This window comes from Candidatus Thiodictyon syntrophicum, assembly GCF_002813775.1.
GTDB classification, from domain to species: domain Bacteria; phylum Pseudomonadota; class Gammaproteobacteria; order Chromatiales; family Chromatiaceae; genus Thiodictyon; species Thiodictyon syntrophicum.
The window spans coordinates 80,749-106,951 of the sequence record NZ_CP020371.1; the positions used below are offsets into that span (position 1 = coordinate 80,749).

The 26,203-nt window shown below is 67.6% G+C and carries 28 protein-coding genes and 2 pseudogenes; 16 read left to right on the plus strand and 14 right to left on the minus strand.

Features of this window, described 5'->3' with window-relative positions; all coding sequences use genetic code 11:
- Positions 1-158: 158 nt before the first annotated feature.
- From THSYN_RS29715 to THSYN_RS29770, 12 genes are all read left to right on the plus strand, one after another.
- Positions 159-2,618 (plus strand): CsoS2 family carboxysome shell protein, encoded by a 2,460-nt coding sequence (locus tag THSYN_RS29715; RefSeq protein WP_172965403.1) that lies wholly within the window; start codon positions 159-161, stop codon positions 2,616-2,618.
- A 120-nt stretch (positions 2,619-2,738) separates the two neighbouring features.
- Positions 2,739-4,313 (plus strand): carboxysome shell carbonic anhydrase, encoded by a 1,575-nt coding sequence (locus THSYN_RS29720; RefSeq protein WP_100922719.1) that lies wholly within the window; start codon positions 2,739-2,741, stop codon positions 4,311-4,313.
- Positions 4,310-4,564, plus strand: coding sequence for a carboxysome peptide A (locus THSYN_RS29725; RefSeq protein ID WP_100922720.1), 255 nt, complete (start codon positions 4,310-4,312; stop codon positions 4,562-4,564). Before THSYN_RS29720 ends, THSYN_RS29725 begins: the two co-directional genes overlap by 4 nt.
- Positions 4,564-4,857, plus strand: a complete 294-nt coding sequence (locus THSYN_RS29730) for a carboxysome peptide B (protein ID WP_100922721.1) — start codon at positions 4,564-4,566, stop codon at positions 4,855-4,857. The genes THSYN_RS29725 and THSYN_RS29730 overlap by 1 nt, the downstream gene beginning before the upstream one ends.
- A gap of 41 nt (positions 4,858-4,898) precedes the next feature.
- Positions 4,899-5,219: a BMC domain-containing protein gene (locus THSYN_RS29735; protein WP_100922722.1), complete on the plus strand. Its 321-nt coding sequence runs from the start codon at positions 4,899-4,901 to the stop codon at positions 5,217-5,219.
- Positions 5,220-5,305: 86 nt separating this feature from the next.
- Entirely contained in the window at positions 5,306-5,626 is a 321-nt protein-coding gene (locus tag THSYN_RS29740) for a BMC domain-containing protein (protein WP_100922723.1), read from the plus strand.
- A gap of 25 nt (positions 5,627-5,651) precedes the next feature.
- Positions 5,652-6,128 carry a ferritin-like domain-containing protein gene (locus tag THSYN_RS29745; RefSeq protein ID WP_100922724.1) on the plus strand — a complete coding sequence of 159 codons (477 nt, stop codon included), beginning with the start codon at positions 5,652-5,654 and terminating at the stop codon, positions 6,126-6,128.
- Between the two features lie 28 nt (positions 6,129-6,156).
- A complete protein-coding gene (locus THSYN_RS29750; RefSeq protein ID WP_100922725.1) occupies positions 6,157-6,420 on the plus strand; it encodes a 4a-hydroxytetrahydrobiopterin dehydratase in 264 nt (87 codons plus the stop codon).
- 205 nt (positions 6,421-6,625) lie between these two features.
- The gene (locus THSYN_RS29755) at positions 6,626-6,880 is read left to right on the plus strand and encodes a hypothetical protein (RefSeq protein ID WP_100922726.1); all 255 of its coding nucleotides are present in this window, start codon (positions 6,626-6,628) and stop codon (positions 6,878-6,880) included.
- Positions 6,881-6,988: 108 nt separating this feature from the next.
- Positions 6,989-7,978: a LysR family transcriptional regulator gene (locus THSYN_RS29760; protein WP_172965412.1), complete on the plus strand. Its 990-nt coding sequence runs from the start codon at positions 6,989-6,991 to the stop codon at positions 7,976-7,978.
- Positions 7,971-8,585, plus strand: coding sequence for a BMC domain-containing protein (locus THSYN_RS29765; protein ID WP_100922728.1), 615 nt, complete (start codon positions 7,971-7,973; stop codon positions 8,583-8,585). The genes THSYN_RS29760 and THSYN_RS29765 overlap by 8 nt, the downstream gene beginning before the upstream one ends.
- Before the next feature lie 42 nt (positions 8,586-8,627).
- The gene (locus THSYN_RS29770) at positions 8,628-9,251 is read left to right on the plus strand and encodes an NUDIX hydrolase (protein ID WP_100922729.1); all 624 of its coding nucleotides are present in this window, start codon (positions 8,628-8,630) and stop codon (positions 9,249-9,251) included.
- Here THSYN_RS29770 and THSYN_RS29775 read toward each other — a convergent pair.
- The 6 genes and pseudogenes from THSYN_RS29775 to THSYN_RS29795 form a co-directional block, all read right to left on the minus strand.
- A complete protein-coding gene (locus tag THSYN_RS29775; RefSeq protein WP_157818032.1) occupies positions 9,175-10,479 on the minus strand; it encodes a PAS domain-containing sensor histidine kinase in 1,305 nt (434 codons plus the stop codon). The two genes, THSYN_RS29770 and THSYN_RS29775, sit on opposite strands and share 77 nt — an antisense overlap.
- Positions 10,480-10,718: 239 nt before the next feature.
- Positions 10,719-12,506 (minus strand): SulP family inorganic anion transporter, encoded by a 1,788-nt coding sequence (locus tag THSYN_RS29780; protein WP_100922731.1) that lies wholly within the window; start codon positions 12,504-12,506, stop codon positions 10,719-10,721.
- A 72-nt stretch (positions 12,507-12,578) separates the two neighbouring features.
- Positions 12,579-12,854, minus strand: a complete 276-nt coding sequence (locus THSYN_RS34505; RefSeq protein ID WP_157818033.1) for a hypothetical protein — start codon at positions 12,852-12,854, stop codon at positions 12,579-12,581.
- Between the two features lie 41 nt (positions 12,855-12,895).
- Positions 12,896-12,991, minus strand: a pseudogene (locus THSYN_RS36425) (alpha/beta fold hydrolase); the annotation flags it as partial.
- A gap of 95 nt (positions 12,992-13,086) precedes the next feature.
- Positions 13,087-14,064, minus strand: coding sequence for a ParB/RepB/Spo0J family partition protein (locus THSYN_RS29790; RefSeq protein ID WP_157818034.1), 978 nt, complete (start codon positions 14,062-14,064; stop codon positions 13,087-13,089).
- Between the two features lie 60 nt (positions 14,065-14,124).
- Positions 14,125-15,555, minus strand: coding sequence for a glycoside hydrolase family 1 protein (locus tag THSYN_RS29795; protein ID WP_100922733.1), 1,431 nt, complete (start codon positions 15,553-15,555; stop codon positions 14,125-14,127).
- Positions 15,556-15,753: 198 nt separating this feature from the next.
- Between THSYN_RS29795 and THSYN_RS29800 the strand changes: the two genes are divergently transcribed.
- Genes THSYN_RS29800 through THSYN_RS29810 form a run of 3 tightly spaced genes read left to right on the plus strand, consistent with a single transcriptional unit; the run spans position 15,754 to position 17,805 of the window.
- Entirely contained in the window at positions 15,754-16,365 is a 612-nt protein-coding gene (locus THSYN_RS29800; RefSeq protein ID WP_100922734.1) for a LemA family protein, read from the plus strand.
- Between the two features lie 2 nt (positions 16,366-16,367).
- The gene (locus THSYN_RS29805; protein ID WP_100922735.1) at positions 16,368-17,303 is read left to right on the plus strand and encodes a TPM domain-containing protein; all 936 of its coding nucleotides are present in this window, start codon (positions 16,368-16,370) and stop codon (positions 17,301-17,303) included.
- A 10-nt stretch (positions 17,304-17,313) separates the two neighbouring features.
- Positions 17,314-17,805 carry a TPM domain-containing protein gene (locus THSYN_RS29810; protein ID WP_100922736.1) on the plus strand — a complete coding sequence of 164 codons (492 nt, stop codon included), beginning with the start codon at positions 17,314-17,316 and terminating at the stop codon, positions 17,803-17,805.
- 18 nt (positions 17,806-17,823) lie between these two features.
- On the opposite strand, the gene THSYN_RS29815 is transcribed toward THSYN_RS29810, so the two are convergent.
- From THSYN_RS29815 to THSYN_RS29850, 7 genes and pseudogenes are all read right to left on the minus strand, one after another.
- Positions 17,824-18,273 (minus strand): cupin domain-containing protein, encoded by a 450-nt coding sequence (locus THSYN_RS29815; protein WP_100922737.1) that lies wholly within the window; start codon positions 18,271-18,273, stop codon positions 17,824-17,826.
- 10 nt (positions 18,274-18,283) lie between these two features.
- Positions 18,284-19,028, minus strand: a pseudogene (gene pxpA, locus THSYN_RS29825) (5-oxoprolinase subunit PxpA).
- A gap of 33 nt (positions 19,029-19,061) precedes the next feature.
- On the minus strand, positions 19,062-20,066 hold the full coding sequence (locus THSYN_RS29830; protein ID WP_100922740.1) for a 5-oxoprolinase subunit C family protein: 1,005 nt from the start codon (positions 20,064-20,066) through the stop codon (positions 19,062-19,064).
- Positions 20,054-20,746 (minus strand): 5-oxoprolinase subunit PxpB, encoded by a 693-nt coding sequence (gene pxpB / locus THSYN_RS29835; RefSeq protein WP_100922741.1) that lies wholly within the window; start codon positions 20,744-20,746, stop codon positions 20,054-20,056. Before pxpB ends, THSYN_RS29830 begins: the two co-directional genes overlap by 13 nt.
- Positions 20,747-20,872: 126 nt before the next feature.
- Complete coding sequence (locus THSYN_RS29840) at positions 20,873-21,442, minus strand: Uma2 family endonuclease (RefSeq protein ID WP_100922742.1); 570 nt, start codon at positions 21,440-21,442, stop codon at positions 20,873-20,875.
- A gap of 403 nt (positions 21,443-21,845) precedes the next feature.
- Positions 21,846-22,199, minus strand: a complete 354-nt coding sequence (locus tag THSYN_RS29845; RefSeq protein ID WP_100922743.1) for a ferric reductase-like transmembrane domain-containing protein — start codon at positions 22,197-22,199, stop codon at positions 21,846-21,848.
- A gap of 308 nt (positions 22,200-22,507) precedes the next feature.
- Positions 22,508-22,684 (minus strand): CsbD family protein, encoded by a 177-nt coding sequence (locus tag THSYN_RS29850; protein WP_100922744.1) that lies wholly within the window; start codon positions 22,682-22,684, stop codon positions 22,508-22,510.
- A gap of 515 nt (positions 22,685-23,199) precedes the next feature.
- On the opposite strand from THSYN_RS29850, the gene THSYN_RS29855 reads away from it, so the two are divergent.
- Positions 23,200-23,643: a hemerythrin domain-containing protein gene (locus tag THSYN_RS29855; RefSeq protein ID WP_100922745.1), complete on the plus strand. Its 444-nt coding sequence runs from the start codon at positions 23,200-23,202 to the stop codon at positions 23,641-23,643.
- A gap of 38 nt (positions 23,644-23,681) precedes the next feature.
- On the opposite strand, the gene THSYN_RS29860 is transcribed toward THSYN_RS29855, so the two are convergent.
- Positions 23,682-25,391 carry an alpha-keto acid decarboxylase family protein gene (locus tag THSYN_RS29860; protein ID WP_100922746.1) on the minus strand — a complete coding sequence of 570 codons (1,710 nt, stop codon included), beginning with the start codon at positions 25,389-25,391 and terminating at the stop codon, positions 23,682-23,684.
- Between the last annotated feature and the right edge of the window lie 812 nt (positions 25,392-26,203).

The window sequence follows — 26,203 nt, forward strand, 5'->3', positions numbered from 1 at the left end:
GACAGGAGGTCGAGGCTTTAGCCGGTCGACATCGCGTCTTCGCGGCCCTGATCCGGCTAAAGCCTCGACCTCCGGTGTGGGACGCCTGGGTGGCGGCCGGGACGATGATCAAGGCCGGTTTTAGAGCAGAGGCGGTTCTCGAGTAGATGGGTGAAGACATGAAACCAGAGAGCAACGTAACGGGGACGAGCGGACGCGCGCTGGCACAGGCGCGGCGCCAGGCCTTGTCGGGTGCCGGCAAGGCGGCCATACAGTCCGTCGCGGCGGGCCCGACCCGTCGGGAGGCCGAGCGCCCGAGCGATCCTCAGGCGTCGCTCAGGGTGCGTGCGGCACCGGTTTCAGCCCCGCCGATCGCGCCGGAGCCGGGCCGCGTCCCGGTGGCGGGTCGGCGCGCCGCGGTGCCTGCACCGCCAGCCCCCAGCGCCAACGCCGGCCGCGCCGCGGCGCTCGCCCGTCGCAAGGCGATGTCCAGCAAGGGTAAAGTCGCCGTCGACCGGAAGGATCGGGTGCGTGACGGGGAGCGCACCAAGCCGGTGGACGAGCCGGGCGCCGCCAAGAATGCCTCACGCCAGGACGGGAATTGCTCCTGCGGCGCCAAGGACACGAGCGAGCGCGGGGGGAGCGACGTTTCCCTCTCGCGGGCCGCGACCCCCAGTCGCGGCAACGGGCGGCCCAAGCCGCGCGGGCCCCGCCGCAACGATACGCGAATGAACCCAGGGCGCGCCGCGTCGCTGGCGCGCCGCCAGGCCCAGTCCTCCCGCGGCAAGGCGGGCGTCGGCGCCGCCGGGCTGAGCGCCGCCCAGACCGCGCGGGCGGCCAATCCGGAGCTGTCCGGCCGTGAGTTGGCCAAGGCGCTGCGCGAGCAGCGCAGCCGCCGCGGGGGTGCCGGCCGGAAGCAGTCCGCACCCACCGGGCGTGCGCGGGCGGCCCGCACCGCAGCAGCACCGGGCGCGGCAACGGGCGCGGCCCAGGATGCCCCCTGGAAGGTGGGTGCCAGTGAGACCTCCCACGGCCAGACCGTGACCGGCACCATGGTCGGGCGCTCGCGCGACATGACCGGGGACGAGGCCAGCACCTGCCGCACCGTTACCGGCACCGAATACATGGGTGCCGACATCTTCCGCGACTTCTGCCAGGGCGAGCCCCCGAAGGCCCCCAGGCGGGTCGGCGTGAGCCCGACGAATCGCGGCAACCCGGTGACCGGCAACCAGGTCGGACGCAGCACCAAGGTGACCGGCGACGAACCCGGTACCTGCCAGCAGGTGACCGGGACCGAGTACATGGGCGCCAATCTGCAGGAGGCCTTCTGCGGCCGCACGCCTGAAAAAGGTCCGGCCAAGTCCGACAGTGCCGCGACCCGCGGCGGCAAGCGGGTGACCGGCAACAACGTCGGACGCTCCGGTAAGGTGACCGGCGACGAGGTCGGTGCCACTCGTTCCCTCACGGGTACCCAGTACATGCAGCCCGGCAGCCCCGCTGCCGGTCCAAGCGCCGCCCCACTCAAGGTCGGCACCAGCGCGACCCTGCTCGGCGGTACCGTGACCGGCACCATGATCGGCCGGCACCCGGCGCTCACCGGCGATGAGGCCGGCAGTTGCCGCAACGTCACCGGTGACGACTACATCGGCCTGGAGCAGTTCGGTCAGTTCTGCGCTGCGACGCCCGCCCGCACCGAGCGCAAGGTCGGCGTCTCCGCCACCCTGGGCGGCGAGCGGATCACCGGCACCATGACCGGGCGGGCGCCCCGGATGACCGGCGACGAGCCCGGCACCTGCCGGGCCGTCACCGGCACGCCCTACGCCGGGGTCGAGCAGTACCGTGCCTACTGCGAGCCGACCCAGGCCAGCCGGGCCGCGGCCCGCATGCAGCCTGACCAGCGCCGCATCCGCCCGATGATGACCGGCATCCAGCCCGGCGTCGGCGGCCGGATGACGGGCGACGCGAAAGGGGCCTGCGAGCCCGTCACCGGCACCCCCTACAGCGATGCCGGGCAGGTCCTGGCGGTGTGTGCCGCGGAACCGGCAGAGCCCGGGAGCCCGGACTTTCCCCAGCCCCTGCCCAGCACCGGCGAGGCCGGCGGCGCCGAACCCGCGCCCTGGAGCGACTTCAGCATCGCGTCACCGGCCCACGCGTCCAACGCGCCCCAACCGGCCCGGGGTGTGACGGGCGCGCCACTGGAGGGCGGTCGGATCACCGGGCCCTTCGGCATGGCCAGCGGCAAGGTCACCGGGATCGTGGAGACCGGGTTCGGGCGCAACGGCCGCGCCCCGCTGGAGGCCGACCTGTCCGCCGCGCCGCCAACCGTCCACGGACGGGTCAAGTCGCGGATCAGCGGGGAGGGCATCAATGACGGCATCACGGTCACCGGCGACGACTGGGACCCCGGCGACCGGGTCACCGGTACCGCGGGGACCTCGGCCCCGGTGCGCAACCCGAGCCGTCGCGGCGCCCAGCCCCTTGGGCTGCCGATGGCCGCGGCCATGGCCGTAACCAAGGCCGCGACCAAGGCGAAGGGTCGTGCCGAGGGCATCCCGGAGCCGGTCAGTAAGGTCACGGGCGGCAGCGGCAACACCGACAAGGGTGCGATGGTCACCTACTCGGGCGGGGCCCGCGGCTGATCGCCAGACACGGATCGATAGACACGGATCGACGGACACCATTCGACGGACCTACACAGGGCCGAATCCAGAAAACACCACGAGCGGCACAGAAATCAGAGCGTCCCCGGAAAGACAGTCATGCAGCGCACTCACTCCAGAACACTCAGCCGCGCCCGGACCACCGGCACCGCACCACTGCGCCGCCCCGGCGCGGTGGGGGTCGGCGTCGGCGCAAACGGTGCCGGAGCCGGCGCCGGCGTCGGCACCGGTGTGGCCGGCCCCCGCCCGGCCGCGGGCCTGGCCACCCGTCACGTCCTGGCCCACGCCGAGGAGAATGCGCGGCTCCACGACTATGAGCAGGGGGTGAAGTCCGCCTTCGATGCCATCGTGCCGACCTTGAAGCGCATCTCGGCCCTGCAGCACGAGACCGACTTCGAGGCCCAGGCCCAGGCCATCGCCCAGCGGGCGCTCGGCTTCACGCTGCCGGAAGACATCCTGGCGAATGCCTGGGTCGCTCAGCTCGACCTGCGCCGCCTCTATGCCTGGTGCACCTTCGCGACCTACCGGCGGTTCTGCGACGACTTTTACACCCGGGACCCGCTGGTGGTCGATGACGAGACCCTCTTCAACGGCGGCTTCGAGGGCTTTCTGCAGACCTGCGGCTTCCACACCCTGGACCTCTCGCCCTGTGCGGACGGCCGCCTGGCGCACCTGGTCCGCTATGTGCTGCGCCTGCCCCACCGGGCGGTGCGTCGCAAGTCCTACGCCGGGGCCCTGTTCGACATCGAAGACAGCATCCAGAAGTGGGTCGAGGTGGAGATGCTGCGCATGCGCCGCGGGCTGCCGAACACCGCGGACGCGCCGACCCGGTATCTGAAGGCGGCCGTCTACCACCATAGCTCGGTGGCGCCGGACCAGGAGGGCTGCGCCGCCCACGGCTCGGATGACGCGCGGGCCGCCGCCGCGGGGCTCGAGCGCCTGCGGGGTTTTCAGCAGGCCATCGAGAACAGCTTCTGCTGCGGGGCCTCCATCGACCTCCTGCTGATGGGCCTGGACACCGCCACGGACGCGATCCGCGTGTACGTGCCGGATGCCGATGGCGCCATCGACCTCGGCCGCTCGGTGGATGCCTTGGCGCTCTACCGCAGTACCGCCCGGCTGGACGCCTCCGCTGCCCTGCGCGAGGTCCAGGAGGCGGTGCGCCGCACCTCGCCCGGGGTGGCCGCGGGCATGGCACGGCTCATCGAGCGGCTGATCGTGAACAACTTCTCCCAGATCGCCTATGTGGGCACCTATCAGGGCGAGCACTACGACGACATCGGCCATGCGGAGCGTTTCATTGGGGCCGGCGTCGGCTTCGAGGAGATCCAACTGCGCAACCTCATGTATTTCGCCTACCTCCACACGGTCGAGGAGGCCACGGTGGACCTGGACGTGGGCCTCAAGATCTTCACCGGGCTTAACGTCTGCCGCGGGCTGCCCACACCGGTGGTGGTGCGCTTCGACTACCACGGCCAGGTACCGGGTGCGCGGGAGCGGGCCGTCGGGCACTGCCGCCGCGTGACCGAGGCACTCAAGACGCGCTATGGGGAACTCTTCGGGCGCGGCCTGTTGCACATCCTTCAGGTGGTGCGCGACTGCAACGCCGACGCGCCCATCGAGATGCTGTCCTGCACCGTCAACGCCGAGCGCATGGCCGGGGGGGAGCGATGAAGATCTGTCAGGTCGAGCGGCCCCTGGTCGCGACCAATCGGATTCCCGGGCTGGAACACCGGCACCTGCAGGTGGTGCGCGACGGGGCCATCAGCGCGGTGGCTGTGGATGCGGTCGGCTGCATCCCGGGGGACTGGGTGATCTGCGTCGGCAGCTCCGCCGCCCGCGAGGCGGCCGGCAGCAAGGAGTATCCGAGCGATCTCACCATCGTCGGCATCATCGACCACTGGCCACCGCCGGAGAACCCGTGATGGACCTGTTCGAGGTGGAAGGGCCGCTGGTCTGCACCCGGCGCATCGCTGGCCTCAAGCAGGCGAGCCTGCGGGTGTTGCGCGATGCCAAGGGCAAGCGCCAGGTGGCGACGGACCCGGTCGGGGCGCGGGCCGGCAACCAGGTGTTCACGGTCAACGGGTCCGCGGCCCGCTACGCCCAGGGGGATTTCGCCGTGCTCACCGATCTCACCATCGGCGGGATCATCGACGACCGGGACCAGGCACCAGCGGGGTCGGCAACGGCCGCGGCGGCAACGTCGGCAGCCGTTTGAAAAAGTCAAATCAATCGAGTCAATCAGCAGGAGACAAGGCGATGGCAACTGAACACTACGGTATCGCACTGGGCATGATCGAGACGCGCGGGCTGGTCCCCGCCATCGAGGCCGCGGACGCCATGACCAAGGCGGCCGAGGTGCGCCTGATCGGCCGCGAGTTCGTCGGCGGCGGCTACGTCACCGTATTGGTGCGCGGGGAGACCGGTGCGGTCAACGCCGCCGTGCGGGCGGGTGCCGACGCCTGCGAGCGGGTCGGCGACGGGCTGGTGGCGGCCCACATCATCGCCCGTCCCCACCGCGAGGTGGAGCCGGTGCTCGGCACCCCGTTCCCTGGCACGGACAATCCCGTCATCAGGTAACCAGGTAGTCAGGTAATCATCTTCGCCGCCCGGCGGTGCGGCGCGTGCAGTTCCAAACCAAGACATTCCAAAGTGGAGACCAGGCGATGGCAAGCGAGATCTACGGTATAGCGTTGGGCATGATCGAGACGCGCGGGTTGGTGCCCGCCATCGAGGCGGCGGACGCCATGACCAAGGCCGCCGAGGTGCGGCTCATCGGGCGCGAGTTCGTCGGCGGCGGCTATGTGACGGTGCTGGTGCGCGGCGAGACCGGCGCGGTCAACGCCGCGGTGCGCGCCGGTGCCGACGCTTGCGAGCGGGTGGGTGACGGGCTGGTGGCGGCCCACATCATCGCCCGCCCCCACCGCGAGGTGGAGCCGGTGCTGCCCACCGGCGGGGTCGGCGAGACCCTGGCGCGGGCCGCCTGACCCAGCACCCGGGTGACGCGATCCCATGCGGCAGAACAGCACTGACCAGCGAATCCTGGGCTATCTGGGCCGGGCCCTCAGCCTGGAGCTGTCGGCGGTCCAGACCTATAGTACCCAGGCGCGACTGGTCGCGACCTGGGGGCTGGACGGACCGGCGGAGCGCCTGCGCGAGGAGGCCCATGAGGAGCTGCAGCATGTGGAGCGGATCATCGCCCGGATGCTGGCGCTCGGCGCGGCACCGAACGGGTCCCAACTGCGCCCGGCCCTGGTGGGGGGCGACCTGCTGTCGCTGCTCCAGGCCGACTATGTCTTCGAGCTGGAGCTGGTCGGGCTGTACCGCGATGCCGCCAGACATGGCGAGCGGATCGCCAGTCGGGACGACCGCGTCTTCTTTGGGGCCCTGCTCGCCGAGGAGCAGGCCCACGCCCGGGAGTTGATCGAATGGATAGCTGCGCTCGAGCAGCCGGTCGAGCCGCCCACGCGGCGCCGGGCATTGCGGTGATCTTTCAGGTGATGGGTGGAGAAAATCGATGAGTCAACAATGGCAAGAGAGGGCGCGTCCGGCATGTCTGGAGCGCCGCTACCGGTTCGCGAGCTACGACGCGCTACGCGATTTTCTCGATCAGGCCGCCGCGCTCTCGGAGCGCGAGGGGCTTTACCCCGACCTCGGCTTCGGGCGCGACTATGTGAACATGACGATCCACGCGGACGAGGCTAGCGGGTCCCTGGATGAGCGGCAGCGTCGCTTTGCCCAGCTCATCGATGAGATCGGTGATCAAGGCGTCTTGACCTGAGTCCGGGCGCAGCCCAGGATCGCAGGTCCGCGGGGGTGCAATCAGCACTGATGTGGTGACCGAGATCCCGGGTCCGCTGTCGTTGTCGTTGTCGTTGTCGTAATCGAATAATCCGACAACGACAACGACAACGACAACGCTAAGACGCTTGTGGACGACCGCTCGGCAGTCGGCACCGCCAACCAATCGAAGAGGCATTCAGGGTATGACCACGACCGAGCGCACCGGCGACACGCCCGTCGCACCACCACGCCGCACCAAGACCGCCGCCGCCCCGGGCGAGCCCGCTGCCGCCCAGGGCGAGCCCGCCGCCGCCCAGGCCGACTCCGCCGCCCCGCGGCCCCGAGCCCGCGCGTCGACCACGCCCGCGGTCGCCGTCCTCGGGCCGGCACGGACGACCACGCTAGCGGCCGAGTCAGTCGATCCCTATCGGTCCGTCGAGCGGGTCTGGCCGGATTGAACCCCGCTCCGCAAACCGGGATATCAGGCCGCCCAGCCTCACGACGCGCCCACCGGAGAGTCATCCTTGCCTCCCTCCCGAGATCCGACCTACACGCCGCCGGCGGCGATGCCCGATTACCTGATTCGGCAAGCCAGTCTGCGCCAGCTCCAGGTATTTGAAGCCATCGTGCGGCTCGGCAGCTTCACCCGTGCCGCGGACGAGCTCTTTGTGTCCCAGCCCACGGTGTCCATGCAGACCAGGAAACTGGCGGATGCCCTGGGACTGCCCTTGCTGGAGAACGTCGGGCGTCAGGTCCGGCCGACCGAGGCCGGGGCCGAGCTCTATCAGGCCTGCCGCGCCATCTTCGAGATCTTATCGAACCTGGAGATGAAGGTGGCCGACCTGAAGGGGATCAAGTGCGGGCGCCTGCGGCTCGGCGTCATCACCACCGCCAAGTATTTCGCGCCCGAAATACTGGGTGCGTTCTGCAAGCGGTATCCCGGGATCGAGGTCGCACTCAAGGTCTCCAACCGGGATCGCATCATGGATCGCATCAACGCCAACGAGGACGATCTCTACATCCTGGGCGAGTTCCACGGCGATCAGGTCGAGGTCGAGGCGGTCCCCTTTGCCCCGAACCCACTGGTGGTGATGGCCCCCCGCGACCACCCGTTGGTGGGGGAAAAGACGATCCCACTCACCCGCATCGCCGAGGAGACCTTCATCCTGCGCGAGCCCGGCTCCGGTACGCGCGACGCGACGCTACGGGTCTTTGAACAGCACGGCTTGCGGCCCCGGGTGCGCATGGAACTCGGCAGCAGCGAGGCCATCAAGCATGCCATCGTGGGTGGGCTCGGACTGTCCGTGATGTCGCTGCACACCCTGACCTTGGAGGGCACGCAGGGACCGGTCGCGCTCTTGGACGTCGAGGGCTTTCCAATCATGCGCAGGTGGTATCTGGTGTATCCAACAGGCAAGGAGTTGTCCCTGGTCGCACGGGCCTTTCTGGCGTTCGTGATCGAGAGCATACCGGGGATCAGCGAGCGCATGGAGAAGATGTGGCCAACGCTCGCCGCCCAGTCGACCACCGCCAAGCCGGCAGCGCAGGATGATTAATCTAAGAACCTACGTCTATATCGACTCGCTGCAGCCCCAGCTCGCCGCCTATATCGCGACGGTGTCCCAGGGCTTTCTGCCGGTACCCGGGGATGCGTGCCTGTGGGTCGAGGTCTCGCCCGGGATGGCGGTCCACCGGCTGACCGATGTGGCGCTGAAGGCGACCCGCGTCCATCTGGCCCAGCAGGTCGTCGAGCGCACCTTTGGCTCCATGGTGATCCACCAGCGCGATCAAAGCGACGTGCGCGAGGCCGGCCGGGCCGTGCTCGCCAAGCTGAAGTCCCGCGTCCAGGACCGTCAACCCTGCCGCGTCGCCTGGCATGAGGTGATCCGCGGCATGACGCCGGACCACTGCGTGCTGATCAACCGCCAGGATCGACGGGGCTCCATGATCCTGCCGGGCCAGAGCATGTTCATCCTCGAGACCGAGCCCGCCGGATACATCGTCTATGCCGCCAACCAGGCGGAGAAGGCCGCCAACATCACCCTGATCGACGTGCGCGCCGTCGGCGCTTTCGGGCGCCTGATCCTGTCCGGCCGCGAGGGTGATGTGGACGAGGCCGCCGCCGCGGCCATCGCGGCCGTCGAAAACCCATCCGGCACCTGAGGTCCCTGCTCCAACCCATCGGCACCAGCGAGGATCGCCGCCATGCACCGCCGCGCACTGCTCAAACGACTCGCTGCGCACCAGACCCGCTTCATGGAGGAGTCCGCCTATGTGGCACGGGCGCGGGTGTTCATTCGCGCGCACGAGGATTGCTTCCACAGCGATCTGTGGCCGGGCCACGTGACCGGCTCGGCCTGGGTGGTCAATCCCAGCCGCGAGCGGGTCCTGCTGCTGCACCATCGCAAACACGACCAATGGTTTCAGCCCGGCGGACACGCGGACGGAGACGGCGACATCCTGCGGGTCTCGCTGCGGGAAACCGCGGAGGAGACGGGCCTCGACCCCTCGCACATCCGGCTGGTGGACGACGCCCTGTTCGACGTGGACATCCACAGCATCCCGGAGAGCGAACAGGGCCCGGCCCACGAGCACATCGACATCCGCTTCCTGGTGGAGATGGACGACGACCTGTCGATCCCCGGCAACGACGAATCCCACCAGGTGCTGTGGGTACCGCTCGCACAGGTGGTGCGCTTCAACAACAGCCTTTCCACGCACCGCATGGTTGAAAAGACCCGCCGGCTTCGCCCTAAGTCCATAGCGAGACGGGCGCTTGGCTCAGAGACAGCGTCAGGGACACGCTGGTACCAGGCGCCAGAGGGGTGAAAGCGAGCCGGCCGCCAATGTCGCGTGCCCGTCTCTGCATGTTCGCCAGACCGCGCCCCGCCGCCGGGACGGCGGGCAGCCCGATGCCGTCATCGCAGACGGCGATCCGCAACTGGCCATCCGGATGACAACAGGCGGCGACCCGGATCTGCCGGGCCTGCGCGTGCTTGACCGCGTTGTTCAGGCTTTCCTGCAGGATACGCAGTATATTCAGTAGCGTCCGCCGCTCTAACGGCGGGCAGGCCGACAGCTCGATCACCCAGTCGACCTGCATCCCGAGACCAGACAGGCGGCTCTCACAGCGGTAACGATAATCGGCGATGGCGTCGTTCAGGCTCAGATCCTCGTGCCCCAGGGCTTCGACGACCAAATGGAGGTCATCGAGACACTCGCGCAATAGCGCGCCCACCTCGGCTCGGTTGAGCACGCGGTACTCGTTGCGCAGGCAAGCGCTGGCCAGTTGAGAGGCGAATCCGTCATGCAGGTCCTGCAGCAGTTGCTCGCGCTCCTGCATCCGCGAACGTTCCGCCAGGCGCAAGCGCTGCGCTGCTTCCGCCTGCTTGCGCTCGCTGATGTCGCGGGTGACGCCAAGGATTTCCACAAAGGTGCTGTCGGCACTGATCGGCAGGCAGGCAATGACATCGGTCCAGACGGTGGAGCCGTCTTTACATTTGTGTTCGAGCTCCAACCGCATTGTCCCCGTTGGCGTTCCGGCATGGAACTCAGCCAGAAAACGACCGAACTGCTCATGGACCAGGGCCTGCGAAGCGGGAGGAAAAATGTCTTCAAATGATTGCTGCAATACCTCCTCCGGCGTAAAGCCCCGTAATTGCTGCACCGAGGGGCTGACGAAGGTAAACCGGCCGTCCAGATTCATCGTCCAGATAACATCGATGGCCGTCTCGGCCAACAACCGGTAGCGCTCCTCGCTGATCCGTAGCCGCTCTTCCATCTCCTTGCGCTCAGCGACATCGACCACGAGCGCGCGACATTCCAGCGCATTGGCAGCGAGGCTCATCGCGAGCGCCGCTTCCAAATTCGCTTGCGACTCCCGCAATTGCTCATTCTCGATCTCCAGCCCGTGCTGGCGAACCCGAAGCTCATGCACCAGGCGCTCGAGGTCGCCAACTGACTGCATGGCAGTGGTGTCCGGCGGCTGCCGAACCAGGTGCGGTTCCGCCTGGCGGGGCAAGTCAGCGGCCGCGGTGCCGGCTGGGTCGGAGTTCATCGGTCTTTGCTCACTCGATCTGTGCACTGGTCTGGCGCAGTTCATCGGTCTGGGGAGATGGCGATCGGCATCGACGGCAGTCGGTGCTTGACCGGGCCGGCGATGTCCGTGCCGGTCGACGGCAGCGGGCAGGCCGCGCTCATGTGGCAGCGAACCTTATACCACGCGCCGTTACGAACTGCTTGGACAGTCCATGGAGGTATCGGCTCGGAATCGAGCTGGGTCTTGGCCCGGCCGCTCTACCCCTGGTCCTCCCAGTCCAGCCATTCCACCGGGTAGGTGCTGAGATAGCCGCTGACGGCTGCACCAAGGGTCGGAAAGAAGGCCGCTTCGCCAAGCCGCGCGAACACCCCGAAGCGCTTCAGCTTATCCTTAACGGGGTCTTTCATCTCGGCAAAGCATAGCTTGATGCCCGCCGCGTGCAAGGTCTCGTCCAATTCGGCCAGCATGTCGGCGGCGGTGACGTCGACGCTGGTGACCGGTTCCGCGGCCACGACCAGCCAGCGCACCGGCGTGGGTGAGGTCGCCACCGCGTCCAGCGCACGGCCCTGGAACCACTCGGCGTTGGCAAAGAACAAGGGCGCATCCCAACGGAACAGGACCAGGCCGGGGATGAGGCGCGCGTCGGGATGGCGCGTGATGTCGTGGTAGCCCTTGACGCCCTCGGCGCGTCCCAGGACCGCGCAGTAGGGGCGCCAGCCATCCCACAGAAACTCGATGACGGCAATCATGATCGCCAGGCCGATGCCTGGAATCGCACCCAGGACGACCACCCCGGCGAGGCAGCCGATGGAGAGCCAGAACTCCCAACGCTGGATGCGGTAGATGCGACGCAGGTCGGCGACCTCGATCAGGCCGATGGCCGAGGCGATCACGACGGCAGCGAGTGCACTGCTGGGCAGATTGCGCAGCAGGTCAGGTACCAGGATCAGGAGCAGGGCCACGGCGAGTGCGCCAACCACCCCGGCCAACTGGGTTTTGGCGCCCGCCGCCTCGGCCACCGGGGTGCGCGACGCACTGCTGCTGATCGGAAAGCCTTGAAAGAACCCGGCGGCCAGGTTGGCGGCGCCGAGCCCTACCATCTCCTGATTGGGGTCGACGGCAGTGCCGGTGCGTGCGGCATAGGTACGCGAGAGCACGCTGGTGTCGGCGAACGACACCAGGGCGACGGCGCCACCGCCGATCAGCACCGGCACCAGGTCATCATCGGTGATCCACGGGATGGCGAACGCGGGCAGACCTTGGGGGAGCGCGCCCAGGACCGACACGTTGGCGCTGGCCGCCAGGTCCAGCACCCCGACGATGAGGGTCGCGCCCACCACGGCAATCAGTATCCCCGGCACGCGCTGACTGCCCCTGAACAGAAAAATCACCATCAGGGTGCCCAGACCGACCAGCAACGCGGTCCAGTTCGTGCTTCCGGCCAGCACCGCCTCGACGAAGGCCCGGGTGCCCTCCAGTGGACCATCGCCCGCGGCCGGGAAGCCGAACAGCTTCGGTAGCTGGCTGATCAGGACGGTCGCCGCAATGCCGTTCATGTACCCGTAACGGATCGGCTTGGAGAGGAGTTCGGTGACGAATCCCAGGCGTGCCGCACCGGCGAGGATGCACAGGGTCCCGGAGAGGATCGCCATCATGCTGGCCAACGCGACCGCCCGCAGGGGGTCGCCGCCGGACAACGGCAGAACGACGGCGAGGATGACAGCGGCCAGCGCGGAATCCGGCCCCAGTACCAGGATGCGGCTGGGGCCAAACAGCGCATAGGCCAGGAGCGGAACGATGGTCGCGTAGAGGCCATAGATCCCCGGCACGCCGGATGCCACGGCGTACGCGATCCCGACGGGCACCAGCATCGTCGTCAGCACCAGTCCCGCCAGGAGGTCGTGACGCAACCAGGCCAGCTTGTACTCGCGCAGGGTCTGGAGCCCCGGCAGCCAACGCATCCAGCCACGCCGAGCGGCGGCCGTCTGAGGTCGCGCAAGGCGGCCAGGCTCTGGGTGAGGCGGGGGAGAAACTGAATCGCTCATGTGATCGCGCCAGCCTGGAGGGGGAAATCGAACGCTAACACAGTGCCCCTCGGGACGGACATACGCCGACCGCTATTTCTTCGCGGGTGTCGTCTCTATCTTGACCTGCACGGTGCCGTCCTTTTCCATGTGATTCGGTCCGCCTGGCTTTTCTGCACTGCAACCAAAAAGCGCCACCGCGCTGATCACGACGATTACCCGATAGCAGCGGATCGTTCGAGAAAGCGATGCCTGGCGCCACCTGCGATAGGCCGTTCGTGGAGAATCACCGTTGCGGACCGCGACCGGTTGCGTTGCGGGTGTTTCAGCCTGACCTGCCGTCTTGTTCTTGCCCATGATCGTGCGCATTATTCCGTCTTGGGTCTGAGTGCCACGAGCTGACGGTGCTTTGCCGTGGTGTCCATGTCGTTGCCGCTCCAGGGCTGACTCGAGCGGCCGTGACCGCGGCGGTCATGGGCAACGCAGCGATAAATCTCCGAGGATAAAGTTATTACCGCCGGCGGTAAGCGCCGGGGAACACGCCGCCTGGGTGCGCTGAGGTTCGCTTGTGCCGCCTAGAGATCATTCCTTCGCTGAGTCCTCAACCATCCTCAAAATCGATCCCAGGCGCCAGGAGTTCTGCGACGGTCTGGAATTCGTCAACCGATGCAAACCGTACCATGACCCGACCGTGCCCCGTGCGCGGGTCGAAGTCGATCTGAACGGGAAAGCCGCAGCGCTCTGTCAAGAGCCTCTCGGCCCGTCCTAAATCGCCGGATGCGTGCTTTACCTGCCCCGCCATCCTGCCCGTGAGACCCGCGCGCTTACCGATCCCGGCATCCCCGGCTTGAGCCACCGTTTCCTCTCGCCGGAGGACCTCCGCGACGAGTCGTTCAACCTCGCGGACGCTGTAGGGTCGCCGCCGCGCACGGGCCGGCGTCCCTGGCAGTGCCGCCACCTTGTGCGCCAATACACGCGCCCGTTCTGGCCATGCAGTGAGCCGCGAGAGTGCCCGCGCCTGTCCGAACGATAGCGCCCCCTGCTCGATCAGATCGAGAACCGGCGCGGGCAGCGTCAACACACGCAGATAGTGGGCCCCTTCGGCCCGGGATAGCCCAAACAGCTCGGCGGCGGCGGTCAACGACCAGCGTTGCTCTTGGCGCAACACGCGCATGGCGCGGGCGATCCCCATCTTCGCTCTGCCGCACCAGGGAAGATGCCCTGCGCCTACGGTCGTGCCCGGGAGTCGCGCGGTATCCTGATCGGCATCCAGCGCCGCCAACTGCTGCGCGAGTCCATCATCGACCGGTTGCAACACCCTGGCCGGTAAGGTGTCGAACCGGGCGGCTTGCGCCAGGCGCCAGGCGAACTCCCCGACCAGCAGTTCATACCCGCCCGGTTGGCGCGGACGTACCAGTACCCGGTCGCGCAACGCCGGATTGTTCAGCCAGGCCGCGAGCGCCGCGGGATCGGGGGTCGGTGCCAGTGAGCGGTGGGGTGAGCGGTAAATGTGTTCGATGGGGACGGCAATCACATCTCGCTCGGCAGGCGCTGGGATCTGGTGGTTCGGCCAAGACACGATTATGCGCTCCGCGGTGTCATGCGACAACCTGGGTGAGGGGCCTTAGTGAATCGTATCTTACCGCTCGTGACGCAGGCTCGCCCCGTTGGTGGCGATGACCTCGGTGTACCAGTCGAAGGACTTCTTGCGGTAGCGCGCGAGGGTGCCGGTGCCGTCGTCGTTGCGGTCGACATAGATGAAGCCATAGCGCTTGCTCATCTCGGCGGTGGTGAAGCTGACCAGGTCGATGCATCCCCAGGCGGTGAAGCCGAGCACCTCGACACCGTCGGTGATGGCCTCACCGAGCTGGACGAGATGGTCGTGCAGGTAGGCGATCCGGTCGTCGTCGAGCACGGTCCTGACCCCGGCGACCACGCTCAACCGATCCCTGGCCCCCAAACCGTTCTCGACGACGAACAGGGGCTTGCCCCAGCGGTCCCAGAACTGGTTGCAGATGATCCGCAGGCCGGCGGGGTCGATCTGCCAGCCCCACTCACTGGCCTTCAGGGTGGGGTTGGGCACGCCCCCGAGGATATTGCCCGCGCCGCTGATCTGCAACGCGGGGTCGGCGGTAGCGCAGACGCTCATGTAGTAGCTGAACGACACGAAGTCGACGGTGTTGGTCAGACATTCGCGGTCCGCGTCCGTGATGTCAAGCGTAATGGCGTTGTCCCGGAAATAGCGCAAGGCGTATCCGGGGTAGGCGCCGCGCGTGTGCACATCGCCGAACATCAGGTTCCGGTGGTCGGCCTGCATCACGGCCACCACGTCGGCCGGGTGCGGCGTGAGCGGGTAGGTCGGCAGCGCCGCCAACATGCAGCCGACCTTGGCGTCGGGGATCGTCTCATGCGCGATACGGGTGGCCAGGGCGCTGGCCACGAGTTCGTGGTGGACGGCCTGGTACAGGTCGGACTTCGACAGTTGGTCCCGCGGGGTGTTGATCGCCCCGCTCAGGAAGGGCTCGTGCAGCACCGAGTTGATCTCGTTGAACGTCAGCCAGTACTTCACCTTGGACCCATAGCGCTCGAACAAGACCCGCACATAGCGCGCGTAGAAGCCGATCAGCTCCCGGCTGACCCAGCCGTTGTACTTTTCGCACAGGTGCAGCGGGGTCTCGTAATGCGAGATGGTCACCAGCGGCGCGATGCCGTGCCGGGCACAGGCGTCGAACACCCGGTCGTAGAAGGCCAGGCCCTCCTCGTTGGGGGTCTCCTCGTCGCCGTTCGGGAAGATTCGGCTCCACGCGATCGACAGACGCAAGACCTTGAAGCCCATCGCGGCGAACAGTGCCAGATCCTCTGCATACCGGTGATAGAAGTCGATCCCGACCAGCTTGAGGTTGTCCGGGGTCGGCGCCGCGGTCCGCGGGCCCTTGATGCCCTTGGGTGCCACGTCCTGGATCGACAGGCCCTTGCCGCCTTCGTCGTAGGCGCCCTCCAGTTGGTTGGCAGCGGTGGCCCCGCCCCACAGGAAGCCGGGCGGGAAGGGTGTCATGGTCGCTGCGGTCATGGGCAGTATCCGTTTTTCGCAGCCCCTCGGGCCGCCGAGTGTGACGAGCATCGCACACCAAGGGCGGTTGCGCACGCGCGCGATCGGCGGCGCGAGGGGGGCCGGTAGCCCCGCGGGGTCGGCGCTATGGATCTGGAGTCGCCCGGTCAGGAACGATAGAATCGCCCATTGCCCTAAACCACGAGTGAGGACGATCCCATGCCGCGACGCGTATTGGCGGGTGTGTTGGCATTTCTGACCCTGGCGTCACTGAGCGCCTGTGGTTACAACCGATTACAATCACAGGACGAGCAGATCACGGCCAGTTGGTCGGAGGTGCTCAACCAATATCAACGGCGTGCCGACCTGGTGCCCAATCTGGTGAATGTGGTGAAGGGCTATGCCGCACATGAGAAAGAGGTGCTCACCCAGGTGACGCAGGCGCGGGCGCAGGTCGGGCAGGTGCAGATGACGCCGGCGCTGATCGATGATCCGGCCGCCTTCAAGCAATTCCAGGCGGCCCAGGGCGAGCTCGGCAGCGCCTTGTCGCGCTTGTTGTTGGTGGCTGAAAATTATCCGCAACTCAAGGCCGACGGCCTGTTCCGCGACCTGCATGCCCAACTCGAAGGGACCGAGAACCGGATCACCGTCGCGCGCAATCGCTATATCAAGGCGGTGCGGGAATACAACACCACGGTGCGGAAGTTCCCGTCCAATCTCACCGCGATGCTGTTTGGTCAGGGGTTGAAGCCGAACTTTACGGTCGAGAACGAAGGCGCGATCTCGCGCGCGCCCCGGGTCGAGTTCGGCGCGCCCGCCCCGGCGCAGTGACGATGCCGCGCCCCTGGTTGCCCGGTCGGTGGCCCCTCCTGCTCCTGTGGGGATGGTGGTGGGCGCTTGCCGCGGTGCCGACGCAGGCCGAGGTGGCCGTGCCGCCGCTGCGCTCGCACCTGACCGACCTCACGCAGACCCTCACCGCGCAACAGCAGCAGGCGATCGAACACGATCTTGCCGAGCTCCAGGCGCGCAAGGGGGCGCAGATCGCCGTGCTGATCGTGCCCAGTACCCAGTCCGAGAGCATCGAACAATACGCCCGCCGCATCTTGGACGCGTGGCAGTTGGGACGCAAGGGGGTGGATGACGGCGCGCTGCTGTTGGTGGCGAAGGATGACCGCCGACTGCGGATCGAAACCCAGTACGGACTGGAAGGCGTGATCCCCGACGCCACGGCCAAGCGCATCATGGTCGAGGACATCACGCCGGCCCTCAAGCGCGGCGATTTCTACGGCGGGATCGCGGCCGGCCTTGGACGCATGATCGGCTTGGTGGACGGCGAGCCGTTGCCGCCGCCGCCCCCGCCTAAGCAGGACCCGGACTGGTCCTCGATCGAGGACCTGTTGGCGGTGCTGGTGTTTGCCGTGGTGTTTGTCGCCGGTGCGTTGCGCGCGCTATTGGGCGAATTGTTCGGCGCGGCGGCGGCGGGTGCGGTGGTCGGCCTGGGTCTGTGGCTATCGGTCGGCTCCTTGATCCTGGCCGGCGCCGGTGCGATGGCCGCCTTCCTCATCGTGCTGCTCGGCCGTCGCAATCGCAGGGGCAGGGGCGGGAGCAGGAGGGATAAGGGACGGCAGCGCCCCAGCGATTGGGGCTGGTGGAGCGGGGGCGGGGGCTTCAGTGGCGGGGGCAACTCCGGCGGCGGGGGCTCCAGCGGCGGGGGCTTCAGTGGCGGTGGCGGCTCCGGCGGCGGGGGCGGCGCCTCCGATAGTTGGTAAGGAGAAGACGATGCGTCGGTTCTTGCAACACCTTTGCTACTTTCCCTGGCGCCTGCGGCAGTTGTTTCCCCGCCCCGTGCTGGATCGGATCGAACACGAAATCGCCGCCTCGGAAAGGCACCACAGCGGCGAGATCTGCGTTGCCATCGAAGCCAACCTCGACCTGTTGCAACTCGTGCGCGGTACCACCGCGCGGGCGCGGGCACTGGAGGTCTTCAGCGACTTGCGCCTGTGGGATACCGAACACAACAACGGCGTGCTGATCTATCTCTTGCTGGCCGAACAACGGGTGGAGATCGTTGCCGACCGGGGTATCAACGCCAGGATCGGCCCGCAGTCCTGGGCGCAGGTCTGCCGGGACCTGGGCGACGCCTTCCGCCGGGGCGAATTCGAGACGGGCGTCTGCCACGGCGTCCGCGACATCGCTGCGCAACTGCGGACCCATTTCCCGGCGACCGGCGCCCACTCGAATGAACTGCCGAATCGCCCCCTGGTCCTTTGACAGCGCAACCTGTCGGTATCACACCCGCATGAAGGCAGCCGCCACCGGGTCGGCGCGCAGCCCCTCCAGGTCATGCGCGGTGGGCAAGACCGGCCGGTCCCGCTCCCGGTTGACCAGGCAGAGAAACCCGAGCGGCGCGTCCGGGTCGGCGCGCAATTGGTGCCAGGTCCAGGGCGGGACCCGCAGCAGGTCATGCGGTCCCAATGAATGGACCCCCTGGCCGACCAGACAGGCCCCGCGGCCGATCAGTACCAGGACGGCGTGGGCGTGCGCGTGCCGCTCCAGCGTGGAGTGACCGCCGGCGGCGATCTCAAAATAGCGCAGCTCCGCCGCGAGCGTCTCGTCGCCGACCAGGACCTGGCGGGTGATGGCCTTGAAGGGTGCGCTGCCGCTCGGTTTGTAGTCGAGCAGATCGATGCCTGCCCAACGCTGGCCGGGCAGCGAGCGCCGGACCGGAGAATCGCTCATGTCTGTTGCCTTATGTCGAAGTGGTCCGGGTGTTCGCGCCCGCGACGCGGCCCGGGTGCAGCACGCGGTGAAGGGCGCGCGCCAAGGTCAATGCCTGTTCGCCATCGCCATGCACGCACACCGTTTGCGCGTGCAGTGGGATCATCCGCCCGGTCCGTGAGCGCAGCCGCCCGGTGTCGCGCACCGAAAGCACCTGGGCGAGTGCCTCCTCAAGGGTAGCAATCACGGCGTGCGGGTGCGTGCGCGGGGTCAGGCCGCCATTGTCTTCATAGCGCCGGTCGGCGAACAGTTCCGCAATGAATCCGCTCCCGGCCAGGCGCGCGTTCCTGCAAGACGCTGCCGGGCAGCCCCATCACGGCAGCGCCGCCCAGCACGGCACGCACGGCACGCAGGAAGGCGTCAGCGGCGGACGGGTCCTGCATCAACCGGTGATAGAGGGCGCCGTGCGCCTTGACATGGGCGACGGCCAGTCCGCAGTCATCCGCCTCCCGCCGGAACGCCGCGAGTTGACTGGTGCAGTCGGCCTCGATCTGCGCCGGGGTAGCGCCGGTCTCAGTCCGCCCGAAGCGTGCGCGGTCAGGATAGCCGGGGTGCGCCCCGATCTGGATGCCGTGTCGTTCGGCCAGCCGCAGCGTCGCGCGCATGCGGGCGGCGTCACCCGCGTGACCGCCGCAGGCGATATTGGCGCGTGCAATCAGCGGCATCAGCGCGGCGTCCTGACCGCCGCCCTCCCCGAGATCGGCATTGATGTCCATGGTTGAGCTAGGCCCTTTGGCGCGGCACCGGCCTCAGCCCTGTGCGGCGCGCCACGCCAGTTCGTGTTTGATGATGAGTAACCGCCGTTCGCGCTCCCGCAGCAGTTGCTGCGCCTGCGCGAGCCCGCAGGGGACGAAGCGCACCGCGTCACCGGGGCGCAGTTGCGCCAGGCGCGTGCCCTCGACGCCGGCCGTCACCCCGATCACCGGATAGCCCCCCGTCGTCTGATGGTCCGCCAGGAGCAGGATGGGATTGCCGTCCGGCGGCAGTTGCATGACCCCGCGGCAGACCCCGGCCGACGGGTACCGGCAGGACCTGAGTGTCAGGGCGGGCCCCTGCAGACGCAACGCCTGGCGGTCGGACTGCGGCAGCACGCGAAAGCTCGCCCCATGCAGGGCCGCCAGGTCCTTCGGACCCAGCCGCGACTGGTGTGGACCGGTCAGCAACCGCAGCGGCGCGGCGTTCGGCACGCCGCTGTCGCGCCACATCGACACCTGCCAGGGCGGCGCGGCGAAGTCCCCGTGCGTGTCGGTAAGCCTCGCATGTAAGCGCGGGTAGGACTCCTGCTGCGCCCCGAGTGCCAGCACATCGCCCCGGATCAGTGCCCGCCCCGCGTGCCCGCCGAAGCGATTGCGCAAGTCCGTACCCAGTCCGCCCAGGACCGCGGGCGTGTCGATCCCGCCCTGCACACACAGATACAGACGGGCGCCCTCGGTGACCTGGCCGATCTCCAGTACGCCGCCCTTTCTGATCCACACCGGCCGCCAGCCCGGCACCGGCACCCCCGCGCAGGATAGCTCGGCGGCGGCACCGGTCGCCGCGATCAAGGTATCCTCGGTGCAGCCGATCCGCGGGCCCGCCCAGGTGATCTCGATGGCCGCCTGGTGCCCGGCATTGCCGACCAGCCAGTTGCCCACGCGCAACGCCACCGTATCCAGGGCGCCCCCGGGGGTGACGCCCAGGGCCTGAAAACCCGGACGGCCGGCGTCCTGGATGCTGGAGAGCTGCCCGCCGCGCAGGATCTTCAACTGGTGCACAGGGCCTCGAAGCCATGCCGATCAACCGGCGTGAAGCTTACCTGATCCCCCGCCCGCAGGAGGCTGGGCGGGTCGCGATACGGGTCGAACAGGCGCACCGGGGTCCGCCCCACTACATGCCAGCCGCCCGGCAATTGCACCGGATAGATGCCGCACAGGTCCTGCGCGATGGCGACACTGCCGGCCGGCACCGCGCTGCGCGGGCTGGCCCGCCGCGGCACTTGCAGGGCCTGCGGCAGGCCCGCCAGATAGGGAAAGCCGGGCGCGAAGCCGATCATCACGACCTGGTACAGCGCGGCCGCGTGCCGCTCGATCACCGCGTCCACCGAGAGACCCAACTGCCCCGCAACCCGCTCCAGATCCAGACCGAACCCGGCCTCATAGCAGATCGGCAGCCGCTGCTGACGGGCCGCGGACGGCTTGGCCGGCGCAGCGTCCAGGGCCGCCAGCGCGGCGCACCAGGACGGTGCCGTCCAGCCGCTCACGGCGAGGCGCACGGGGTCATAATGGATGCAGACACTCTGGACGCCCGGCACCAGGTCATGCACGAAAGGCCAGGACCGCGCCTGCACCGCCGCGCAGAATCCAACGATGGCCGGGCGCAGCGCCGCCTCCGGGGCCGCGTCGAACTCGACCAGTACGGCGCTGTCCCCGAGTGGATCGACCCGGCGTAGCGTCATCGCCTCATCCCCTGCAGAAGGGGTCTTAAATCGAACCGTTTCCGATCCCGCGCGCCATGGCCGGAGCGGGCCGATAGCGGCGCATCAAGATCGGTCGCAATGCCATGAAAGCAAAATTTCCGGCACTCACAACGGCACGCGTTCGTACATTTCACGCAAGAGCAACCGACACCCCACCGAGACCAGTTCGAGCTTGTCATCGAGCCCCCGATATTCGGTCAGCAACCAGCGGCTACCGGCCTCGCGGACATAATGTTCCACCCGGGATTCGGTTTGCGCCACCAGTAGATAATCCTGCAACGAGGCCAAGGTGCGGTAGTGTTGGAACTTGGTACCGCGATCGTAGTGCTCGGTAGAGTCGGACAGTACCTCGATAATCAATGTCGGATTGAGAAGGGTGTCGACCTCGGCGTCCTCGAATTGTGGATCGGCGCAGGCGATCACGATGTCCGGGTAGGTATAGATGCCGGTCTCGCTGACCTTCACGCGCATGTCATTGTTATAGACCTCACAGGGGGTTGCTCGCAATTGTGCATGAAGTGCTGCAAAGGTATTCCCGCATACCAGGTTATGTTCACGACTCGCCCCCGTCATGGCGTAGATCTCGCCGTCGACATATTCGTGGCGGGTTTCCTGCCGGCGCTCCCAGGCCAGGTATTCCTGCGCGGTGACATGCGGTCTTGCTTGGAGGCTCATGACGTGCTTCTTGGAGCTGAATGGGCGTCGTGTCGATATAGTTGGCAGTCATGTCGATGGTCAAGAGGGCAACATGGCCCTCACCGTGAAGTCCAACGCGGCGGCATCGGCGAGCAAGGTCGTATCGCTATGCTGGATCAGGGCCAACTTACCCGACCGGGGAATGACAGTTGAACTTGGCAAGATGCACTGCTCTTGCGTTCACGGAAAAGATGACGCAAACAGCATGCGATCAGGATTTTACACACGGATTTTCGGGATATGCAAGCTCTTTTTTATGCATCGCCGCGGGCGGACGGGTTGCTGTGGCGCGGCGATGCCGCCGGTGGTTTCGGGCCGGTTTCCGCAGGCCTAGGAGTCGCTGCACGGCCCTGAATGTCAGCGAGCGGCGCGCTGACGAAGGCTAGCGCAGGTCGAACAGTTCCTGATGAAAGTCGCCGGCTGCCAGTCCTCTGAGGCTAAAGTCCTGGTGAATCGCCCGATTGAAGGCGGCTGGACCGCAAAACCAGACATCGGCGCTTGGCCATTGGGGCACCGTCCGACAGATGTGTTCCACATCGAGCCTGCCGTCCTGGGCGGTCACCAGCAGATGCAGCCGCACCTGTGCCGCCTGTGCGAGTACCCGGACCTTGGCGATGAAGCCCTCATCGGGCGCGTTGGTGCTGTAGAACAGGTCGATTGACTTGTCATCCGAGCGGTGCGCCAAGGCCTCCATGCGGGCGATCAGGAGGAAATAACTCAGCTTGATATTCGTCATAAGCGGAAATGCGCTGGGGTGGTCTCGTTGAGGGCCTTGACCATCGTTGCGGCCGCCCCGGGTCGGAGTCCAAGGCTTCAGCCTTGGAGGGTGACATAGGTCGCGGCCGGGGGGCCGCTCCTACGCCGTAGGAGCGGCCCCCCGGCCGCGACGGGTTACCGCAAGGGCGCGTGGCCGACCCTACGATCAAGGCCGCACCGCGGACCCACGACCCTGCGCCAAGCGCGGCGGCCGGGACGCTGATCACAACCGTCGCGGGTCCCGCCGGCAGCGGCCGGCGTGTCCCTGGTGGAGGGCAGCCGTCTAATTCAGATCGCCTTCTTGATGTCTTCCCGGAGATCGGCCACGCCCGCCTCGACCTTGCCGAGGTTCTTCTGGACGATGCCTTCCGCCTCCAGGTCGTCATTGCCCACGACCCGCCCGGCGACTTCCTTGACGGCGCCTTTCGCTTCTTCGTAACGGCTGGTGACTTGTTCTTTGTTCATGAGAGGTCTCGTGATGATGAGTGTGAACATGACCTTTTGTCAGCCATGACCCCGGCCGGGTAACGAGTGTCCCCGCGCTGTCAGGAAATGCTACGCGCGAAACCGCGGTAACTCGGTGCGCCAGCGCACCCACACCAGGATGACAAAATGTTGTTGTAAATTAATCAGTTTGTTGCAGTGCACCATTCCGGCCAGGCGTCGGCAGCAAGTGCCAGGTGAGGCGCGGGCGCTCCTTCCGAGAGGAAAAAAACAATACATAAACAATCGGCAAGCGGTGCAAGGCCCGCCGACGCAAACCAGCGGGCAGGGGCCGTTGTCGACCTGCAACATCGTCCGAAAATACAACAAACATTAATAAAAACATAACGTTATTGACCAAACGCGGCGCTTGGTCTAGACTTGGATGCAGCGTTACCGGGTGGGCCCCCGGGGCTGACAGGTACCCACCAATCAGCCTCCCGGAACCTGTATCAAGTCGCTGGTGTTGACGCAACAAGAAAGAGAGGAAGACCGCCATGCAAACCCTAGACGGCTATCGCAGCACGCATTCGGATCTGCGCCAAATGATCGACGATCTGCGCTCGCTCCTCACCCCCGAGCAACTGCGCATTCGCCCCAATGCCCGGATGGCCTATGAGTTGTTGCTCGATCTGGGTGAGCGGGTGCAGCGACACCTGGCCGAAGAGGATCGCGGTCTGTATCCCAGCCTCCTGATCCACGATGACCCCAAGGTCAAATCGATCGCCTGGGGCTTCATCAGCGGTGAGCGGCCCCTGCGGATGATTTTCGATCACTACCACAAGCACTGGCTGAAGAACGGCGATTTCAATTTCAGCGACGATTTTCTGGCCGAGACCCATCAGGTCTTCGAGATGATCGGACAGCGCCTCGACCGCGAAGAAGAGGTCCTCCTGCCCAAGCTGGTGGAGATCGGCATGTTCCATCAGGCGCGGGCCTGACCGGGACGCCAGGGGCGAGCGTCCATCGGCCGCCCCTATCAGCCGTCCTGCACCACCGCCCGCAACCGCTCCCCGAGCCGGTTGAGTGCCGCGGAGCAGTCGTCCGGGCGCAGGCCCACCTCGATCAGCGAGGGGCCGTCGCGGAAGGCGAGCGCTGCCCCCAGGGCCTCCTCGAATGCCTCCTCGGTGGGGGCCAGAAAGCCGCGCAAGGGGCCGAACAGCTCGCCCAGGCGGTGGAAGCGCCAGTCGGCGATGTCGTTGAACGGGCCCTCCAGGATGAAGCGTTCCGTGGTGTAGCCACGGTTGTTGCAGAGGATCACGATAGGGTCCAGGCCCAGCCGGGCGGCGGTCGAGAGCTCGGTGCCGGTCATCTGGAAGGCGCCGTCGCCCACCAGCACCAGCGGCCGGCGACTCGGGCGGGCCACCTGGGCGCCCAGCGCGGCGGGGACCCCGAATCCCATGGTCGTGTAATAGGCCGAGGCGAGGAACTCGCTGCGCTCGTGCACCCGCAGATCCACCGCGGCGAACAGACAGTCCCCGGAGTCGGCCACCACCTGCATGTCGGGGGTGAGGAAGTCGTTGAGTCGGGCCATCAGCCTGGCCATGGTCATGGGCGCCCCGGGCCGCGGAAAGTCGGGGGCGGTCAGCGGACCCGGGACCTCCGGCAGCGGCCCCGGGTGGGGCTTGACCGCCGTCGCGAGCGCCGCGATAAAGTCCCGCAGGTGCACCCGCGGGAAGCGGTGGCGATGCACCCAGACCTCCTCCTGGCCCGCCCGGACCATGCGCGCCGGGTCCAGGCGCGCGGTATTGATCCCCAGATCGATGTCGTTGGGGGTGACCCCGAGCAGCAACAGCAGGTCCGCCCGCTCGATCACTGCACGCGCGCCCTCCGGACCCATGGCCCCCTCGTAAACCCCCAGATAGCCGGGCTGGCGCTCCGCCACCACGGACTTGCCGGTCAGCGTGGCGGCCACCGGCAGCCGCGCCTGGCGCACGAAGTCCGCCAGCAGGTCCTGGAGCCCGCGGCGATGGACCTCCACCCCGGCGAGGATGGCCGGAACCTGGGCGCGGCCCAGCAGGGTCAGGGTCTCCTCCACCGCCTCGGCCAAGACCTCGGGGTCGCTGGCGCCTTCCGCCTGGTCGGCGGCGGGGTCCCAGCCGGGCGTCTCCCGGGGGATCGGGAAGGCCGGGGTGTCGACGCGGTCGCGGGGCAGCTCGATATAGACCGGTCGGCTGTAGCGGCGCGCCGCGTCCAGGGTGCGGTCGATCTCGCGCAGGGCCGTGTAGGGATCGTCCAGCACGGCGCAGGCAACGGTGATGCGCTCGAAGATCTCGCGCTGAAAGCGGAAGGGACCGAAACGATGGTGCAGCTGCGGGTCGTCGCGCTGCTCGGCGACCCCCGGGGCGCCGCTGACCACCACCACCGGGGAGCACTCCGCATTGGCCCCGGCCACCGCGTTCACCACATTGAGCGCGCCCACCCCGTAGGTGACGGCCAGGGCCCCGAGCCCCCGGCAGCGGGCATAGCCGTCCGCGGCGAAGGCGGCCGTGTCCTCCCGGGTGGTGCCGATATGGCGGATCTCGGAGCGGCAGAGCCGGTCGTAGAAGCGCAGTACATAGTCGCCGGGGACGCCGAAGAGGTGATCGACCCCCGCCTCCTTGAGGCGGGCGATCAGGTAGTCGCCGATCCGGGGCCAGTCGGTCGGGGCGCATTCCGGCGCTCCGGACAGGGTGGAGGTGCCGCTCATGGGGTTCCTGCGCGTGGCGCGTCTGATGGATTGAATCGGTGCCCGCCCCGGCCCTCGCTGCCGGGTCGCGCGCGGCGTCCGGTTGCCCCCGAGCGCCGCTGCAGCATTAGTGTAGGTCGTCGGCGCGGGGGTGTCTGGCCGGTATTCGCTCCGGGTCATCGTTACCCGCGCTTGCTCTGCGCCGCGCGACGCATTAGCCTGCACCGCCATGGATGAACTCGGCACACCCCATGATCGTTATTTCCGGCAGGACCGCGGGCGTCTGGAGATCGCCCGGGACGCCCCGCGCCGGACGCCGCGGGCGCCCCGGCCGAACTCGGCCTTACGACGCTGGAGCCCTCCAAGGACACCTGAGGGTAGGCGCAGACCTGAGCGCCGACTGCTCAGCGCGAGTTGGTCCGCGCCCGCCGCGCTGGTGCCAACCCGGGGCAACGACGGCAAGTGACACGGAAGTTCCCCTTTCACTTCACTCATCAGTTTGTTGTGGTCAACATGGCATCCAACTTGTGTCCGGCTTGTGGCGCACCCAAGCACCCGTTGAAAGCCTGCGAGGCTTGTGGTTTTACACACCGCGGGAGTCTCCCACCTGCAATCACCGATAACGCCGGTATGCCGGAGGCCGCGGTTCCTGCACCGCGGTCACGGTCAACCCCGACGCAACCAGTGCGCGTAACAACGAAGCCGCGGTCGCGTTTGGCGAGCCTTTCAGTGGACCCCGCGGTGGATTAGGTTGCGCTGGGCGGGTGCCGGCCTCAGGTCGCCGCGGCGCCCGGGGCGAGCCGGTGCCCATGCGCTGTTTGAACAGCAGCAGG

Excerpts from the sequence above, each read along its gene's own strand:
- THSYN_RS29720 (WP_100922719.1), top strand. The coding sequence starts at position 2,739 with ATGCAGCGCACTCACTCCAGAACACTCAGCCGCGCCCGGACCACCGGC.
- THSYN_RS29810 (WP_100922736.1), top strand. The coding sequence starts at position 17,314 with ATGCGTCGGTTCTTGCAACACCTTTGCTACTTTCCCTGGCGCCTGCGG.
- THSYN_RS29850 (WP_100922744.1), bottom strand. The coding sequence starts at position 22,684 with ATGAACAAAGAACAAGTCACCAGCCGTTACGAAGAAGCGAAAGGCGCC.
- THSYN_RS29735 (WP_100922722.1), top strand. The coding sequence starts at position 4,899 with ATGGCAACTGAACACTACGGTATCGCACTGGGCATGATCGAGACGCGC.
- THSYN_RS29755 (WP_100922726.1), top strand. The coding sequence starts at position 6,626 with ATGACCACGACCGAGCGCACCGGCGACACGCCCGTCGCACCACCACGC.
- THSYN_RS29845 (WP_100922743.1), bottom strand. The coding sequence starts at position 22,199 with ATGACGAATATCAAGCTGAGTTATTTCCTCCTGATCGCCCGCATGGAG.
- THSYN_RS29855 (WP_100922745.1), top strand. The coding sequence starts at position 23,200 with ATGCAAACCCTAGACGGCTATCGCAGCACGCATTCGGATCTGCGCCAA.
- THSYN_RS29840 (WP_100922742.1), bottom strand. The coding sequence starts at position 21,442 with ATGAGCCTCCAAGCAAGACCGCATGTCACCGCGCAGGAATACCTGGCC.
- THSYN_RS29770 (WP_100922729.1), top strand. The coding sequence starts at position 8,628 with ATGCACCGCCGCGCACTGCTCAAACGACTCGCTGCGCACCAGACCCGC.
- THSYN_RS29775 (WP_157818032.1), bottom strand. The coding sequence starts at position 10,479 with ATGAACTCCGACCCAGCCGGCACCGCGGCCGCTGACTTGCCCCGCCAG.
- THSYN_RS29815 (WP_100922737.1), bottom strand. The coding sequence starts at position 18,273 with ATGAGCGATTCTCCGGTCCGGCGCTCGCTGCCCGGCCAGCGTTGGGCA.
- THSYN_RS34505 (WP_157818033.1), bottom strand. The coding sequence starts at position 12,854 with ATGCGCACGATCATGGGCAAGAACAAGACGGCAGGTCAGGCTGAAACA.
- THSYN_RS29715 (WP_172965403.1), top strand. The coding sequence starts at position 159 with ATGAAACCAGAGAGCAACGTAACGGGGACGAGCGGACGCGCGCTGGCA.
- THSYN_RS29725 (WP_100922720.1), top strand. The coding sequence starts at position 4,310 with ATGAAGATCTGTCAGGTCGAGCGGCCCCTGGTCGCGACCAATCGGATT.
- THSYN_RS29745 (WP_100922724.1), top strand. The coding sequence starts at position 5,652 with ATGCGGCAGAACAGCACTGACCAGCGAATCCTGGGCTATCTGGGCCGG.
- THSYN_RS29730 (WP_100922721.1), top strand. The coding sequence starts at position 4,564 with ATGGACCTGTTCGAGGTGGAAGGGCCGCTGGTCTGCACCCGGCGCATC.
- pxpB (WP_100922741.1), bottom strand. The coding sequence starts at position 20,746 with ATGACGCTACGCCGGGTCGATCCACTCGGGGACAGCGCCGTACTGGTC.
- THSYN_RS29860 (WP_100922746.1), bottom strand. The coding sequence starts at position 25,391 with ATGAGCGGCACCTCCACCCTGTCCGGAGCGCCGGAATGCGCCCCGACC.
- THSYN_RS29805 (WP_100922735.1), top strand. The coding sequence starts at position 16,368 with ATGCCGCGCCCCTGGTTGCCCGGTCGGTGGCCCCTCCTGCTCCTGTGG.
- THSYN_RS29765 (WP_100922728.1), top strand. The coding sequence starts at position 7,971 with ATGATTAATCTAAGAACCTACGTCTATATCGACTCGCTGCAGCCCCAG.
- THSYN_RS29760 (WP_172965412.1), top strand. The coding sequence starts at position 6,989 with ATGCCCGATTACCTGATTCGGCAAGCCAGTCTGCGCCAGCTCCAGGTA.
- THSYN_RS29795 (WP_100922733.1), bottom strand. The coding sequence starts at position 15,555 with ATGACCGCAGCGACCATGACACCCTTCCCGCCCGGCTTCCTGTGGGGC.
- THSYN_RS29740 (WP_100922723.1), top strand. The coding sequence starts at position 5,306 with ATGGCAAGCGAGATCTACGGTATAGCGTTGGGCATGATCGAGACGCGC.
- THSYN_RS29750 (WP_100922725.1), top strand. The coding sequence starts at position 6,157 with ATGAGTCAACAATGGCAAGAGAGGGCGCGTCCGGCATGTCTGGAGCGC.
- THSYN_RS29800 (WP_100922734.1), top strand. The coding sequence starts at position 15,754 with ATGCCGCGACGCGTATTGGCGGGTGTGTTGGCATTTCTGACCCTGGCG.
- THSYN_RS29780 (WP_100922731.1), bottom strand. The coding sequence starts at position 12,506 with ATGAGCGATTCAGTTTCTCCCCCGCCTCACCCAGAGCCTGGCCGCCTT.